General features: G+C 70.4%; 17 protein-coding genes. 6 read left to right on the top strand and 11 right to left on the bottom strand.

The window, feature by feature from the left end:
- Nucleotides 1-54 precede the first annotated feature (54 nt).
- The 3 genes from rpe to ABAZ39_RS08610 all read right to left on the bottom strand — a co-directional run bounded on the left by rpe (nucleotide 55) and on the right by ABAZ39_RS08610 (nucleotide 2,391).
- Nucleotides 55-711, bottom strand: a complete 657-nt coding sequence (gene rpe / locus ABAZ39_RS08620) for a ribulose-phosphate 3-epimerase (RefSeq protein WP_038528526.1) — start codon at nucleotides 709-711, stop codon at nucleotides 55-57.
- 108 nt (nucleotides 712-819) lie between these two features.
- Nucleotides 820-1,239 (bottom strand): winged helix-turn-helix domain-containing protein, encoded by a 420-nt coding sequence (locus ABAZ39_RS08615; protein WP_038531027.1) that lies wholly within the window; start codon nucleotides 1,237-1,239, stop codon nucleotides 820-822.
- A 138-nt stretch (nucleotides 1,240-1,377) separates the two neighbouring features.
- Entirely contained in the window at nucleotides 1,378-2,391 is a 1,014-nt protein-coding gene (locus ABAZ39_RS08610; protein WP_038528524.1) for a zinc-binding alcohol dehydrogenase family protein, read from the bottom strand.
- 132 nt (nucleotides 2,392-2,523) lie between these two features.
- Here ABAZ39_RS08610 and ABAZ39_RS08605 point away from each other — a divergent pair, with 132 nt between their 5' ends.
- From ABAZ39_RS08605 to ABAZ39_RS08585, 5 genes are all read left to right on the top strand, one after another.
- On the top strand, nucleotides 2,524-2,901 hold the full coding sequence (locus tag ABAZ39_RS08605) for a winged helix-turn-helix transcriptional regulator (protein WP_038528522.1): 378 nt from the start codon (nucleotides 2,524-2,526) through the stop codon (nucleotides 2,899-2,901).
- A complete protein-coding gene (locus ABAZ39_RS08600) occupies nucleotides 2,898-4,016 on the top strand; it encodes an NnrS family protein (protein ID WP_038528519.1) in 1,119 nt (372 codons plus the stop codon). Before ABAZ39_RS08605 ends, ABAZ39_RS08600 begins: the two co-directional genes overlap by 4 nt.
- A gap of 103 nt (nucleotides 4,017-4,119) precedes the next feature.
- Nucleotides 4,120-4,986 carry an NAD(P)-dependent oxidoreductase gene (locus ABAZ39_RS08595; RefSeq protein ID WP_038528517.1) on the top strand — a complete coding sequence of 289 codons (867 nt, stop codon included), beginning with the start codon at nucleotides 4,120-4,122 and terminating at the stop codon, nucleotides 4,984-4,986.
- Nucleotides 4,987-4,992: 6 nt separating this feature from the next.
- Nucleotides 4,993-5,748 carry an SDR family oxidoreductase gene (locus ABAZ39_RS08590; RefSeq protein WP_038528515.1) on the top strand — a complete coding sequence of 252 codons (756 nt, stop codon included), beginning with the start codon at nucleotides 4,993-4,995 and terminating at the stop codon, nucleotides 5,746-5,748.
- A 3-nt stretch (nucleotides 5,749-5,751) separates the two neighbouring features.
- The gene (locus tag ABAZ39_RS08585; protein WP_051657879.1) at nucleotides 5,752-6,744 is read left to right on the top strand and encodes a threonine ammonia-lyase; all 993 of its coding nucleotides are present in this window, start codon (nucleotides 5,752-5,754) and stop codon (nucleotides 6,742-6,744) included.
- Here ABAZ39_RS08585 and ABAZ39_RS08580 read toward each other — a convergent pair.
- Complete coding sequence (locus ABAZ39_RS08580) at nucleotides 6,719-7,591, bottom strand: class I SAM-dependent methyltransferase (protein WP_038528513.1); 873 nt, start codon at nucleotides 7,589-7,591, stop codon at nucleotides 6,719-6,721. The two genes, ABAZ39_RS08585 and ABAZ39_RS08580, sit on opposite strands and share 26 nt — an antisense overlap.
- A 167-nt stretch (nucleotides 7,592-7,758) precedes the next feature.
- Complete coding sequence (locus ABAZ39_RS36070; RefSeq protein ID WP_160174807.1) at nucleotides 7,759-7,899, bottom strand: hypothetical protein; 141 nt, start codon at nucleotides 7,897-7,899, stop codon at nucleotides 7,759-7,761.
- A gap of 167 nt (nucleotides 7,900-8,066) precedes the next feature.
- On the opposite strand from ABAZ39_RS36070, the gene ABAZ39_RS08575 reads away from it, so the two are divergent.
- Complete coding sequence (locus ABAZ39_RS08575) at nucleotides 8,067-8,825, top strand: HAD family hydrolase (RefSeq protein ID WP_038528510.1); 759 nt, start codon at nucleotides 8,067-8,069, stop codon at nucleotides 8,823-8,825.
- On the opposite strand, the gene ABAZ39_RS08570 is transcribed toward ABAZ39_RS08575, so the two are convergent.
- The 6 genes from ABAZ39_RS08570 to ABAZ39_RS08545 all read right to left on the bottom strand — a co-directional run bounded on the left by ABAZ39_RS08570 (nucleotide 8,777) and on the right by ABAZ39_RS08545 (nucleotide 13,962).
- The gene (locus tag ABAZ39_RS08570; protein ID WP_038528509.1) at nucleotides 8,777-9,985 is read right to left on the bottom strand and encodes an NnrS family protein; all 1,209 of its coding nucleotides are present in this window, start codon (nucleotides 9,983-9,985) and stop codon (nucleotides 8,777-8,779) included. The genes ABAZ39_RS08575 and ABAZ39_RS08570 overlap by 49 nt on opposite strands.
- A gap of 128 nt (nucleotides 9,986-10,113) precedes the next feature.
- Nucleotides 10,114-10,680 carry a hypothetical protein gene (locus ABAZ39_RS08565; protein WP_038528507.1) on the bottom strand — a complete coding sequence of 189 codons (567 nt, stop codon included), beginning with the start codon at nucleotides 10,678-10,680 and terminating at the stop codon, nucleotides 10,114-10,116.
- Nucleotides 10,681-10,809: 129 nt separating this feature from the next.
- Complete coding sequence (mog, locus tag ABAZ39_RS08560) at nucleotides 10,810-11,349, bottom strand: molybdopterin adenylyltransferase (RefSeq protein ID WP_038528504.1); 540 nt, start codon at nucleotides 11,347-11,349, stop codon at nucleotides 10,810-10,812.
- Nucleotides 11,350-11,381: 32 nt separating this feature from the next.
- Complete coding sequence (gene ccoG, locus ABAZ39_RS08555; protein WP_014240049.1) at nucleotides 11,382-12,845, bottom strand: cytochrome c oxidase accessory protein CcoG; 1,464 nt, start codon at nucleotides 12,843-12,845, stop codon at nucleotides 11,382-11,384.
- Between the two features lie 184 nt (nucleotides 12,846-13,029).
- A complete protein-coding gene (locus ABAZ39_RS08550) occupies nucleotides 13,030-13,518 on the bottom strand; it encodes a YbaN family protein (protein ID WP_051657878.1) in 489 nt (162 codons plus the stop codon).
- 18 nt (nucleotides 13,519-13,536) lie between these two features.
- The gene (locus tag ABAZ39_RS08545) at nucleotides 13,537-13,962 is read right to left on the bottom strand and encodes a YqaA family protein (protein ID WP_014240051.1); all 426 of its coding nucleotides are present in this window, start codon (nucleotides 13,960-13,962) and stop codon (nucleotides 13,537-13,539) included.
- Between the last annotated feature and the right edge of the window lie 176 nt (nucleotides 13,963-14,138).

Here is a 14,138-nt window from a genome sequence, read left to right as displayed (position 1 = left end):
TTGCGGATAAACCCACCTGGAGCATGGCCGGGAGGGAGAGGGGTGGGCCGGAGATCAGCTCCGGAGAGCGCGGATGTTGGCGGCGTAACGGTCCGGCCCGCCGGTGAAGGTGGCGGTTCCGGCGACCAGAACGTCGGCCCCCGCCTCGATGGCGATGCGGGCGGTCTCGCCGTTGATGCCGCCGTCCACCTGGAGGTCGATGGGCTTGCCCAGCGCGTCGATGCGGCGGCGCAGCTCATGGATCTTGGGAAGCTGGTTGGCGATGAAACTCTGCCCGCCGAAGCCGGGGTTGACCGTCATGACCAGGATGAGGTCGAGGTCTTCCAGCAGATAGTCGACGGCCTCCAGCGGGGTGGCCGGGTTCAGCGACAGGCCGGCCTTCTTGCCCAGCGACTTGATGAGCTGGATGGTGCGGTGGACGTGCGCGCCGGCCTCCGGATGGACGGTGATGATGTCGGCGCCGGCGTCGGCGAAGGCGGCGATGTAGGGGTCCACCGGGGAGATCATCAGATGCACGTCGAAGGGCTTCGCCGTGTGCGGGCGCAGCGCCTTCACCACCGCCGGGCCGATGGTGATGTTGGGGACGAAATGGCCGTCCATCACGTCGATGTGGATGTAGTCGGCGCCCGCCGCATCGATGGCGCGCACTTCCTCGCCCAGCCGGGCGAAATCGGCGGAGAGGATGGACGGGGCGATCTTGACCGGGCGCATGGCGGAAATCCTTGGCGTGAGCGATGCGGGAAAGGGTGGTGGAAAATCCGCCTTCCCATACCACGGCTCCCCCGTCGCCCCAACCCCTCTCGCCGTTTGGAAGAACCGTCAGGCCGGCTTGCAGCCGGGCTTCAGCCCAGGGTCGCCGGAGAAGCTGCCGTCGTCCGCCGGGTTGCTTCCCGCGCCATACCCGGCGTTGAGCATCCCCTCCAGCGCCTCCAGCCGGGGGGTCGTCGCGGCGAAGGCATCGCGCTCCACCGCTCGGTAATGCTCGATCACCCGCTCGCCGAAGGCGGTCAGCGCGGTCCCGCCGCCATGCTTGCCGCCCACCGCGGCGGAGACCACCGGCTCGGCGAAGATGCGGTTCAGGTCGTCGACCAGCAGCCAGGCGCGGCGGTAGGACATGTCCAGGGTCCGCGCCGCGGCGGAAATGGAACCGGTCTCCCGGATCCGCTCCAGCAGCATGATCTTGCCCGGCCCGACCGAGCCGCCGGTGTCGAAGTCGATGCGGATGCGCAGGCGGGTCATGGCGCCGCCCAAGACGCACCGGTCTCGCCGGCCCGCTTCCGGCATCCGAGCCACTTCACCCCGGCCATTCCCGCTTCTCCGCTCCGCTCCCTTGGGACGGGAGACTGGCCGTCCCCCGCCCAAAAGGCAAGGAGGGGTTCAGAAGCCGGCCAGCACGATCTTGCCCTTGGCCCGCCCGCTTTCGAGCAGGGCGTGGGCGCGCGTCAGGTTGGTGGCGTTGATGGTGCCGAACGTCTCGGCCAGCGTCGTGCGGACGGTGCCGGCGTCGACGAGGCGCGACACCTCGCTGAGCAGCGCGTGCTGGGCGTCGATGTCGGCGGTGCCGAACACCGGCCGGGTGAACATGAATTCCCAATGCAGCGACACGCTCTTGCGCTTCAGCACCATGACGTCCAGCCCCGCCGGGTCGTCGATCAGCGCGACGCGGCCCTGCGGGGCGATCAGGGCGGCGATCTCCGGCAGGTGGGCGCCGGTGTCGTTGGTCGAGAAGACGAAGGCGGGGGCGCCGATGCCCAGCGCCTCCACCTGGGCGGCCAGCGGCTTGCGGTGGTCGACGACGTGATGGGCGCCCAGATCGCGGCACCAGGCCTGCGTCTCCTCACGGGACGCGGTGGCGATGACCGTCAGGTCGGTCAGCTGCCGGGCGAGCTGGATGGCGATGGAACCGACGCCGCCGGCCCCGCCGACGATCAGGATGGCGTTGGCCGCCCCCGGCACCGGACGCCGCACGTCCAGCCGGTCGAACATGGCTTCCCACGCGGTGATGCTGGTCAGCGGCAGGGCGGCGGCCTGGGCGAAGTCGAGGCTGGCCGGCTTCGGCCCGACGATGCGCTCGTCCACCAGATGGAACTCGGCGTTGGTGCCGTCGCGGTCGATGGCCCCGGCGTAGAAGACGGCGTCTCCCGGCTTGAACAGCGTGGCCTGCGGCCCGGCGGCGACCACGGTGCCGGCGGCGTCCCAGCCCAGCACCTTCATGGCGCCCGGTGCGGGCGGCATGTTGCGGCGGACCTTGGTGTCCACGGGGTTGACCGAGACGGCCTCGATCTTGACGAGAAGGTCGCGGCCCTGGGGTTCGGGGCGGGGGCGCTCGACGTCGATTAGGGCGTCGGGGGCGTCGATGGGCAGGGATTGGGTGAAGGCGACAGCGCGCATGGCCTGAAGTCCTTGTGCTTGTTGTTGGGTGCTTGTTGCGGCGTGGTGTGCTCTGCCGACAGACTTGCGCCTTGCAGCACCGGGGCGCAAGAATGCACATGAAACGCACATAGTGTCGAAAAGGATACCGTCATGGCCCGCGTTCCCCACGCCAACCTGGACTGCTCGCCGGGCTGCCCGGTGGAGGGTGTTCTGGCCCTCATCGGCGGGAAGTGGAAGGGGCTGATCCTCTACCATCTGCTGGACGGCACGCTGCGCTTCAACGAGATCCGCCGCCGCGTGCCGAACGTCACCCAGCGCATGCTGACCACCCAACTCCGCGAGCTGGAGGCGGACGGGCTGCTGGTCCGCACCGTCTATGCGGAGGTGCCGCCGCGCGTCGAATACAGCCTGTCGCCGCGCGGGCGGAGCCTGGAGCCGATCATCCTGGCGCTGAAGGCCTGGGGTGAGGAGCATCTGCGCCCCGCCGCGGCGGTTTCTGACACCGCCTCTGCTGTCGTCGCCGCATGAGCGCCTTCGTCCCGCCGCCCCCGCAGCGTCCGTGGGGGCACCGCCTGTTCTTTCCCACCGCCGCGCTCTATGGGGCGCTCAGCGTGCCGCTGTGGGTGGCCGGTTATTTCGGCTGGCTCGGCATCGGCTGGACCCCGGCGCTGCACGCCCACGAGATGCTGATGGGCTACGCGCTGGCGGTGGTCGGCGGCTTCCTGCTGACGCGACCGTCCGGGATGGCGCTGACCGTCGCCTTCGCCGCGTGGCTGGCCGGGCGGCTGGCGGTGCTGGGCGGCCTGCCGCCGGAGGTCGCGGCACCGCTGGCGTTGGCCTATCCGCTGGCGCTCTTCGTGATCGCCGGCGTGCCCTTCCTGCGCGCCGCCAAGAGCGGCCACAACAGGCTGTTCGGCCCGGTGATCGGCGCCTTCGCGCTGGCCGAGGCGCTGGTCTGGTGGGGCGGCGACGGCGGACGGACGGGCGCTTTGTTCGCGCTGCATCTCGTCGGCATCCTGATGCTGGTGATGGGCGGGCGCATCATCCCGTCGGCCACGGCGGGGGAAGTCCGCAAGCAGGGCGGGACGCTGGTCGAGCGGGTGCAACCGCGCCTGGAATGGGCCGGTGTCGCCGGAGCGGTGCTGGCCGCCCTGACCGTGGCCGCCGGGTTGACGACCGGTCCGTTGGCCTGGATCGGGACGGCGGGTGCGGCGCTGGCCGGGGTGACCGCCTGGGCGCGTCTGGCGCGCTGGCGGACGGGTGCCGTGCTGAAGCGTCCGGACCTGTGGAGTCTGCATCTGGGCTACGGCTGGCTCGGGCTCGGCTGGCTGTTCCTGGGGGTGGAGCGGCTGGCTCCGCTGACCGGCGGGGCGGGCTGGCACGTGATCGGGGCGGGCGCGCTGGGCACGCTGGCGGCCTCCATGATGGTGCGCGCGACCCTGCAGCGCGAGGCGCTGCCGCCGGACTTCTCCCGGCCCGCCACCGCCGCCATCGCCCTGGTCGGCCTGTCCGCCGCGCTGCGCGTCGCCGCGGCCAGCACGGCGCCGGGCCTGCTGATGCCCGCGGCGGCGCTGGCCTGGATGGCAGCGCATCTTCTGGTGCTGTGGGTGCTGCTGCGCGTCCCGAAGCGGATCAGGGCGTGAACCATCCGCCGCTTGACGCTCCCCGCCGCGCCCCCGACACTCCGAAGCAACGGCCATTGCTAACGGGCCACGGGGAGACGCGGACGCGTCCGCAGGGGGGATCATGAGCGATGCGTTGGAACCGGTCCGCAGCGCGGGCGTCGTCGGGCTCGGCTCCATGGGCATGGGGGTGGCGCTGTCGCTGCTCCGTGCCGGCTTCCGGGTCGTCGGCTGCGACCTCGACGCCGCCAAATGCATGAGCCTCGTCACCCATGGCGGGGAGGCCGCGGGATCGCCCGCCGACGTCGGGCGCCGGGTGGATCGCGTCATCGTCCTGGTCGCCACGGCGGATCAGGCGGAGGAGGTGCTGTTCGGCGTCGAGGGCGTGGCTGGCACCCTGCCGAAGGGCGGCGTGGTCGTCCTGTCCACCAGCGTCCCGCCGGACATGGCTGCGGCCATCGGCCGCCGCCTCGCCGAGCGGGACCTGCTGATGCTCGACGCGCCGGTCGGCGGAGGTCCGGTGCGGGCGGCGGAAGGGCGCATGGTGGTGATGGCCTCCGGCCCCGAGGACGCCTTCGCGCGGGCGGCCGATCTGATCGCCGCCGCGTCGGGCACGCTGCACCGCGTCGGCACCGAGCACGGGCAGGGCTCCGCCGTGAAGGCGGTGGAGCAGATGCTGACCGGCATCCACGCCGCCGCGGTGGCGGAGGCCACGGCCTTCGGAGTCCGCGCCGGGGTCGATCCGCAGCGGCTGGCCGAGATCCTCGCCGCCGGTCCCTTCCACATCCCGTCGCAACGGCCGCTGGGCATCGTCGGGGCGGACCTGGGCAACGTGATGGACGCCGCGCGGCGGCTGACCGTGCCGACTCCGCTGGCCGCCTCCGCCCTGCAACTCTTCACCATGGCCGCCGCGGTTGGGCTGGGGCGCGAGGGCGACGGCGCGCTCGCCCGGATTTTCGACCGGCTGGCCGGCAACCCGCAGGAGGGCTAAGAAACCATGTCCACCACGCTCACATCGCTGGTCGTCACCGGCGGCGGTCGGGGTATCGGGGCGGCGGTCGCCCGCATGGCCGCGCAGCGCGGCCACGCCGTCACCTTCTCCTACATCGGCAACGAAGCGGCGGCGGAGGCCACGCTGGCGGCGATCCGCGAGGCCGGCGGGCAGGCCCAGGCCGTCAAAGGCGATGCGGCTCGCGAAGAGGACATCCGCGCTCTGTTCGACGCGGCGGAGGACCGCTTCGGCCCCACCGCTGGACTGGTCAACAACGCCGGCATCATCGGCCCTTACGGACGGCTTGACGAGGCCGCGCCGGACGACCTGCGCCGCATGCTGGACATCAACGTGACCGGCGCGGTCCTCTGCGCGCGGGAGGCGGTGCGCCGCATGTCCACCCGCCACGGCGGGAAAGGTGGCAGCATCGTCAACGTCGGCTCCATTGCCGCCGTGCTGGGCTCGCCCAACGAGTATGTGGGCTATGCGGCCAGCAAGGGCGCGGTGGACAGCCTGACCGTCGGCCTCGCCCGCGAGGTGGCGAAGGAGGGCGTCCGCGTGAACTGCGTGCGGCCCGGCCTGATCGACACCGACATCCAGATCATTCCCGGCATCGGCAACCGGCTCGACAACCCCGCCCTGATCCCGCCCGCCGGGCGCGCCGGGACGGCGGACGAGGTCGCCGAAACCGTATTGTGGCTGCTGTCCAACGCCGCGTCCTACGTGACCGGCGCCCTTCTCAACGTTTCCGGAGGCCGCTGAGCCATGCCCGCGTCGAATTCCTTTGCCATCGGCCACCAGGACATCGTCGAGGCCGCGGCGCGGCTGGACGGCTTCGCCGTGCGCACGCCGCTCCTGGAGAACGCCCTGCTGAATGAGCGGGTCGGCGGGCGTGTCCTGCTGAAGCCAGAGGTCCTGCAGCGCAGCGGCTCCTTCAAGTTCCGCGGCGCCTTCAACCGGCTCTCCCAACTGACGCCGGAGGAGCGCCGGGGCGGGGTGGTCGCCTGGTCGTCGGGCAACCACGCCCAGGGCGTCGCGGCGGCGGCGGCGCTGCTCGGCATGCCCGCGGTCATCGTCATGCCCAGCGACGCGCCGGCCCTGAAGATCGCCAACACCCGCGGCTACGGCGCCGAGGTGGTTCTCTACGACCGCTGGACCGAAAGCCGCGAAGCCATCGCCACGGCCATCGCGGAGGAGCGGGGTGCGGCCACCGTGCCGCCCTACGACCATCCGCAGATCATGGCCGGGCAGGGTACGGTCGGGTTGGAGATCGCGGCGCAGGCGCAGGCCATCGGCGCGGTTCCGGACGACGTGATCGCGCCGTGCAGCGGCGGCGGGCTGATGTCCGGGGTCGCGACGGCGGTCCGCCACAGCTTCCCCGACGCCCGCCTGTGGGCGGCGGAGCCGGCGGGCTTCGACGACGTGGCGCGCTCGCTGGCCGCCGGGGAGCGGGTGGAGAACGCCGCCGGGCAACGCTCCATCTGCGACGCGCTGCTGACGCCGACACCGGGCGCCCTGACCTTCCCGGTGATGAAGGACCTGCTGTCCGGCAGCCTCGCCGTCACCGACGCCGAGGTGAAGGCCGCCATGGCCTACGCCTTCACCGTGCTGAAGCTGGTGGTCGAGCCGGGCGGGGCGGTCGGGCTGGCCGCCGTGCTGACGGGCAAGCTGCCGGCGGCGGGCCGCACCGTCGCCGTGGTGCTGAGCGGCGGCAACGTCGACGCGGCGACCTTCACGGACGCGCTGGCGTCGTCGTAGCGCGCTCCAGCACGTAATAGACGGCGCCGGGGGCGAACTTCTTGCGGAGCGAGTCGCGGTGGTAGGCGATGTTCCACCGCGTCAGCGCGCAGGCCGCCTCGTCCAGTCGCACCAGCAGCGGGTTGCCGTAGGGCAGGGAGACGCCCATCAGCGGCCCCAGCCGCTCGGTCAGCGGGAAGGAGCAGAAACGGCGCTGCCGCACCGTGAAGCCCAGCCGGGCGAAGCGCTCCTCCAACCACTCCACGGGGAAACCGCGCTCGTTCGCGGTCAGGCCGCGGCGGGGGCGGCGCCAGTCGCCCATGGTGCTGATCGGCTCGCGCAGGATGAACAGACCGCCGGGGCCGGTGACGCGGGCGAACTCGGCCAGCAGGGCGCCGGCGTTCGGGATGTGGTGCAGCGTGTGCAGGCAGACGGTCAGGTCGTTGGCCCCGTCCGCGCAGTCGATGCGCCCACCCAGCGTGGGACGGCGGTACTCGGCGGGGGTGCCGGCGATGTCGGTCCGCCAGAAGCGCTCGATGGGTTCCACGGCGAGGAAGCGGTCCACCTGCCCGGCGATCGGCGCCACGTCGTCCCCCGCGGCGCAGCCGAAGGCCAGCGCCTGCCGGAAGCGCCGCCCGGCCAGGAAGCGGAAGGCGTGGCGGTGGTTCAGCGCGTGGTATTCGTAGCGATAGCCGGGCCGCTCGGGCGCCGTGCGCGCGAATTCCTCTTCCAGGTTCCGCGCCGCGACACCATACCAGCCGGCGATCCGGGCCGCGTCGAAGTCGTCGCCGTAAAGGGCGGCACCGGAGAAATACTGATCCTCGAAACTGGTTGTCTCGACGCTGGCCGACTCGAAGGTGGCGGTCATGGGGGCTGAGGCTCCGCTGGATGGACCGCGCGACGATAGCGCGCCGGTTCCGGCGGAAACATTCAGCTTGCCCGCCTAGGACGGAGGGGGAGTCCTATGGCGGAGCGCGATCGCGCGGCGTGAAGGGGGCGCCTCCGGTTGATAGGGAGCCATCCGAAAGGGTGGCGCTACAGCCGGATGTCGCTTTGGAAGAGGCCGAGGTCGAGATGCTCCATCGGCACGCGGCGGGCGCGGCGGCGGCTGAAGCGTTGCACGGCGTGGCGGGCGCGACCGATGAGGGCGGCGTAGCTCTTCAACGTCTTGGGCATGTCCGTTCTTCCCAATCTGTGTAGGGGGTGAACGGATCACAGCTATGACGGGTCCATGTGACAAATTCTATCGCACCGCACACCGGCCCGAGGAACGCCGCGCCACGCCGTCTGTTCGAGAAGGAATACCCCCAAAAACACGTGGGCAGCATGGTGAGGAGGCGGCGATGAGCGGCGTTCTGAAGGCCGTCATTTTCGACGTGGACGGCACGTTGGTCGACTCGGTGGACCTGCACGCCCACGCCTGGGTGGAGGCGATCCGGCATTTCGGCTACCACGCGGAGTTCGACGCGGTGCGCTCCCAGATCGGCAAGGGTGGGGATCAACTGATGCCGGTCTTCGTGCCGGAGGAGGATCTGGACCGCATCGAAGATGAGCTGGACCATTTCCGGCACGAGCTGTTCGCCCGCAAATACATGCCGAAGGTCCGCGGTTTCCGCCGGGTGCGCGGCCTGTTCCAGCATCTCCACGCCGAGGGGCTGCGCATCGCGCTCGCCTCCTCCGCCAAGGGGGACGAGCTGGAGCGCTACAAGCGCGCGGCGGAGATTACGGACTTGGTGGACGTGGAAACCTCGTCCGACGACGCCGAGCGGTCGAAGCCGCATCCGGACATATTCGAGGCGACGTTGGAAAGGCTGGGCCTGCCGGCGGAGGAGGCGGTGGTGGTCGGTGACAGCCCCTGGGACGCCAAGGCCGCGGGGCGGGCCGGGCTGACCGTGGTGGGGGTTCTGTGTGGCGGCTTTGCAGAGCAGGATCTGCGCCGGGCCGGCTGCGCGGAGATTTTCCGTGATCCGGAAGACCTCCAGCGCCGCTTCGCCACCAGCCTCATCGGGAAACGCAGCCCACGTGCGATGGGCCTTCTTCAGCCCGGTGGACCTCAGCCGGAGCGGCCGTCGGCCCGCGGGGCGAGCAGAATGGGCGCGTAGACGTAGAGGTAGCAGGCGAAGGCCGCGATCCAGGCCGCACCGGCGGCCTCCAGGGCGGTCCAGTAGAGGCCGCCCGGCAGCTCGGGCGCCAGCACCCGCAGCAGCGCTGCGGCGGTCAGCAGGATGTAGGCGGCCACGGTCGGGCGGGTCACCACCAGCATCCGCCCGGTGTGGCCGAGCGTGGCCCGCGTCATCACCGCCAGGATCATCGTGGCGAAGGCCCCCGCGGTCAGCGCATGGACCCAGGCGGAGCTTTCCACGCCCGCCCCCAGCAGGTGCGCGGCCTTCAGCGCCAGCGCCGCCGGCACCCAGGCGTAGCCGAGATGCAGCACCCACAGGATCGGCTGGTCCAGCGTCTTCGCCGGCTGCCAACCGGCCAACCGCAGGGCGTGGGCGAGCGCCGCGACAAGCGCCAGCAATCCGGCGATGGCGGTGCCCGGCAGAGCGAGGTCGGCGGGGATCATCAGCAGGGTCGAGACGAGCGTCACCTTCTCCACCCAGGGGCGGGAGACGACGGTGCCGTCCAGCCCGCGCAGCCGCAGGGCGTTGCGGGTGAAGGCCGGGACGATGCGCCCGCCGATCACCGCGATCATCATCAGCACGACGCCGATGGCCAGCGTCTCACCCAGCGCGGTGCCGCCGGACAGCACGCCCAGCCAGTCCAGATGGAACAGCAGGTTGGCGGCGGTCAGCAGGCCCAGCAGGGCGAGGAAGGCGGTGTTGCGGATCTTGCCCGCCGCCACCAGCGGCCCGGCCAGCGCCACGCCGAGCGCCGGCAGGAAGGCGAGGTCGAGGATGGCCGCAACCGGCAGCGGCACGCCGAGGACAGGCAGCAGCGCCACCCGCCCGGCCAGCCACAGCGCCGTCAGGCCGGCGAGCGGCAGGCCGGACAGCGCCTTGGTGCCCGTCCAACTCGGCACCGCGGTCAGCAGGAAACCGGCCACCGCGGCGACCACGAAGGCGAACAGCATCTCGTGCGCGTGCCAGGAGGCCGCCGGGACGGCGCCGTCCGGCCAGGACCCGGTCGCCAGCACGGCGATCCAGGCGGCCAGCAGGACGGGTGCGGCAAGGCCGGAGAGCAGGAAGAAGGGCCGGAACCCATAGGCGAAGATCAGGGGGACCGGCGGGCGGTCCGGCTGGTCGGCAACGGAACTGGTCATGGCGTTCCCCGCGCGTTTGAGGCATCGGTCATGCCGTCACACTGCGCCGGGGGCGGTCACCCTTCTTTGACCGCCGTCAAACAGAAACCCTCCAAACAAAAATCTGGCACGTTGGAGAAAAGCCGCGGTCAGACCGTGATGCCGTTCTCGGCCATCAGGCGCTTCAGCGCGTCGCGGGCGGGCGCGTCCAGAACGGGAAGGCCGTCGCGGGCGGTCAGCACGAAGGCGCCGGGATCGGCCAGGGTGCGCAGGGCGAAACCGCCCACGCGCGGCGGGCCGCTGCTCAGCGGCGCGTCCTCGTAGATCGGCGAGAAGGTGCAGCCCAGAAGCATGGCGCGGGCGATCAGCGCCTCGTCCGACGACCCGCCCGACGCCGGGCTGTTGATGCCGAAGAGCAGACGCTCGGCCTCGCCGCTGGTGACGAGCCCGCGTTCCTGAAGGATGTCCACCATGGCTGAGGTGGTCATGACCGGGGCGGCGCGGCCCTTCCAGCAGAAGCGCCCGTCGTCCCACCCGATGTCCAGGCAGCGGTAGATCATGTGCGGATCGGCGCCGCCGGGTGACCCGGCGACGATGTAGTTGACCCGAAGCAACCCGTTCCACGCCCCGGCCGGAGCGACGATGCAGGAAACACCGCGCCGGGTCAGGCGCAGATAGGTGTCGTTGATGCCCGAAGGCTCGAAATCGAACAGCATGGCTGGCTCACCTTGATCGGGGACCCCGCTCCCCTCGAACGAAAAAGGTGAGCACGGGTTCCCGCAAGGCAACATGGCCATGCGTATGGTATTCCTCTCCGCACGCGCAAAAAGGGTATAGGCAAAAGCTCAGGACTTCGGGCGGAATGCCTTGCAGACCAATGGGTCAGTGTCGATGCGCGCCGCGCCGATCAGATCGAGGCAATACGGAATTGCCGGAAAGACCGCCATCAGGCAATCGTGAATGGCGGAAGGCTTGCCCGGAAGGTTCACGATCAGGCTGGAGCCGCGGATTCCCGCGGTCTGGCGCGACAGGATGGCGGTCGGCACCACGGTCAGGCTGACCGACCGCATCAGCTCGCCGAAGCCGGGCATCATCTTTTCGCAGACCTGCTCCGTCGCCTCCGGCGTCACGTCGCGCGGGGCGGGGCCGGTGCCGCCGGTGGTGACGATCAGGTCGCAACGCTCCCGGTCGGCCAGCTCGATCAGGGTGGCGGCGATGCCCTCGCGGTCGTCGGGGATGACCCGGGCCACCGGCTCCCAGGGGGAGGCGACGATGCGCGTCAGCTCGTCCCGGATGGCCGGGCCGCCCTTGTCCTCGTAGATGCCCTGGCTGGCCCGGTCGGACACGGTGACGATGCCGATGCGGGCGGGCTTTGCGGAGGTCATGGGCGGCGGTCCTTATGGAATGTCCGGCAGGCTTACTTGCTGCCCGGCGCCAGGAACACGCTCTTGTAGCTGTCGCGGTCGCCGTTGTTGGTGTCGGTCAGCTGGAAGGTGACCGGGGTGGAGGCGTCCGGCACGGAGTCGCGCGGCACCGTGACGTAGACGCGGTAGGTCGCCACGCTGTCCGGCGAGGCGGAGATGTGGCTGACCGCGCTGCCGCTGTCCTCGTCGCGCTCTCCCACCACCTTCACCTCGGCACCGGCGATGCCGGCGGCGGCCAGCGTGTAGGAACGGTCCTGGCGGGTCTTGTTGGAGACCTTGAAGGTGTAGGCGTTGCGGATGGTGCCGTCCTGCAGCGTGACGAAGAGCGGGGCGCGGTCGCGCTGCACGGCGATGTCCAGCCGCGGGCGCAGCGCGTAGCTCCAGGCCATGGCGCCAGTGATCACCAGCATCAGCAGGCCGTAGACGATGGTGCGCGGGCGGATCAGCCGCCACTGGTAGGTCTTGCCCTGGGCGCGGGTGTCCTGGGCGGCCAGGCTGTCGAAGCGGATCAGGCCCTTCGGCAGCTCCTGCGACACCATGATGTTGTCGCAGGCGTCCGCGCACAGGCCGCAATTGATGCAGTCCGCCTGCTCACCGGTGCGGATGTCGACGCCGACCGGGCAGACCTGCACGCACTGGCCGCAATCGATGCAATCGCCGAAGCCCTTGGTCCGGCGCTCGTCCCAGCTCTGCGACTTGCGCTTCGGGCCGCGGGTGTCGCCGCGCAGCGTGTCGTAGGTGACGACGAGGCTGTGCTCGTCCAGCATGGCGGTTTGGATGCGCGGCCACGGGCACATATAGTAGCACATCTGCTCGCGCGTCCAGCCGGCCATGACGTAGGTCATGCCCGCGAACAGCGCGAAGAAGCCCGCCGCCTCATAGGTCGCGTTGAAGGTCAGCAGATCGACGGCCAAACGCGGCGCGTCGGTGAAGAAGGCGACGAAGCCGAAGCCGGTGATGACGGACAGCGCCAGCCAGCCGGCGTGCTTGCCGGTCTTGCGCAGGACCTTCTTCGCGCTCCAGGGGGCCTTGTCCAGGCGGATGCGCTCCGCCCGGTCGCCTTCGAAGGCGCGCTCGATCCAGACGAACAGGTCGGTCCACACCGTCTGCGGGCAGGTGAAGCCGCACCACACGCGCCCGGCCAGCGCCGTCGCCAGGAACAGCCCCAGCGCCGCCACGATCAGGACGCCGGTGAGGTAGTAGATTTCCTGCGGCCAGATCTCGATCCAGAAGATGAAGAAGCGCGGCGTCGTCAGGTCGAACAGCACCGCCTGGGCCGGCGCGTCGGGGCCGCGTTCCCAGCGAATCCAGGGGGCGATGAAGAAGACCGCCAGAAGCACCCAGGTCAGGATGGTCTTCCAGCGCCGGTAGCGTCCGGAGACGGCCTTCGGGTGGATCTTCTTCTGGCTCTCGAAAAACTGGATTTTCGCCGGCGTGACAGCGCTTCCGTCTGGCATATCGTCTGCCTTGGCTCCGGATAGGGACGCAAGACCGGACAATAGCGGACAGGACCCGAGCGCTTCTTGATCGGGATCAAGACGAGAACGGATTTGAAAAATCCCTATGGATTATAAGGATTTTTCAGCGGCGCTGGTGACCGGCCGGGATTACCGGCTGTAATACGTCCATCGGCCGATTGGCTCAAGCTTCGTTTCGCAATGCGGAAACGTTTCCGTCCGCCGCCGCTGTGCCTTCGGACGCCGCATCTTGTGGTGCGGGCCGGGATGGTGACGGACGGGTGACGATGTAGACGGCCACCGCCGCCATGCAGGTGCCGGCCAGGACGGGAACCAGCGGGCGGCTGGCGGTCAGCGCCACGATCGCCCAGCTCACGCTCATGCCGATCAGCGCCGCCGCCTTCGCCTTGCGGGGGATCGCTCCTTCGGACTGCCAGTCGCGCAGCAGCGGGCCGAAGCGCGGGTCGCGGTACAGCCGGTCGCGCAGGGCGGGGCTGCTCTTGGCGAAGGCCCCGGCGGCCAGCAGAAGGAACGGGGTGGTCGGCAGGAGCGGCAGCACGGTGCCCGCGATGCCCAGCCCGACCGCGGCGTATCCCAGCGCCAGCCACAGCCGGCGCCGCAGGGGGGAAGCGCAGACGGGTGCGTCCTCCGCAAGGGCGGTCTGGTCATCCATGGGGTGAATGTAGGCCGCTCACACGGCCAGGACCAGCACCGCGTAGCGGGCCGCCTTGCCCGCGGTGACCAGCAGCAGGAAAATCCGGATGTCCACCCGCAGGATGCCGGCCACCAGCGTCAGCGGATCGCCGATGACGGGCATCCAGGCCAGCAGCAGCGACCACACCCCGAAACGTTGGTACCAGCGGGTGGCCCGCGCCACCATGGACGCGGGGACCGGGAACCAGCGGCGATCCTGGAAATGCATCAGGTAGCGCCCGAGCGCCCAGTTGACCACCGACCCCAGCACGTTGCCCGCCGTGGCGAACAGCAGAAGTGCCAGATGGTCGTAGTTGCCGGTGGCGTGCATGCCGACCAGCAGGATTTCCGATTGGGCCGGAAAGATCGTCGCGGCCAGGAACGCGGTGAGGAACAGCCCGCCGTAGGCGGCAAACTCGGACATGCGGCGGTCGGTCCTTCCGGGCCGGGGGTGGCGGAGGCTAGAACATGGGTGCGCATACAGGAATGCGGGAGGCGCCATGGTGCAGCCGCGATAAACTGGTGTAGATTCATTTTGTATGAATTCGCAGCGGATGGACTCGGAACGCCCGACCGGTCTCATCCGGCGGGCGTCATTCT

The sequence above is a fragment of the Azospirillum argentinense genome (genome assembly GCF_000632475.1).
In the GTDB taxonomy this organism is placed as follows: Bacteria; Pseudomonadota; Alphaproteobacteria; order Azospirillales; family Azospirillaceae; genus Azospirillum; species Azospirillum baldaniorum.
The sequence above is the reverse complement of the archived record's forward strand: the minus strand, read 5'-3'. Positions and strand labels throughout refer to the sequence as shown.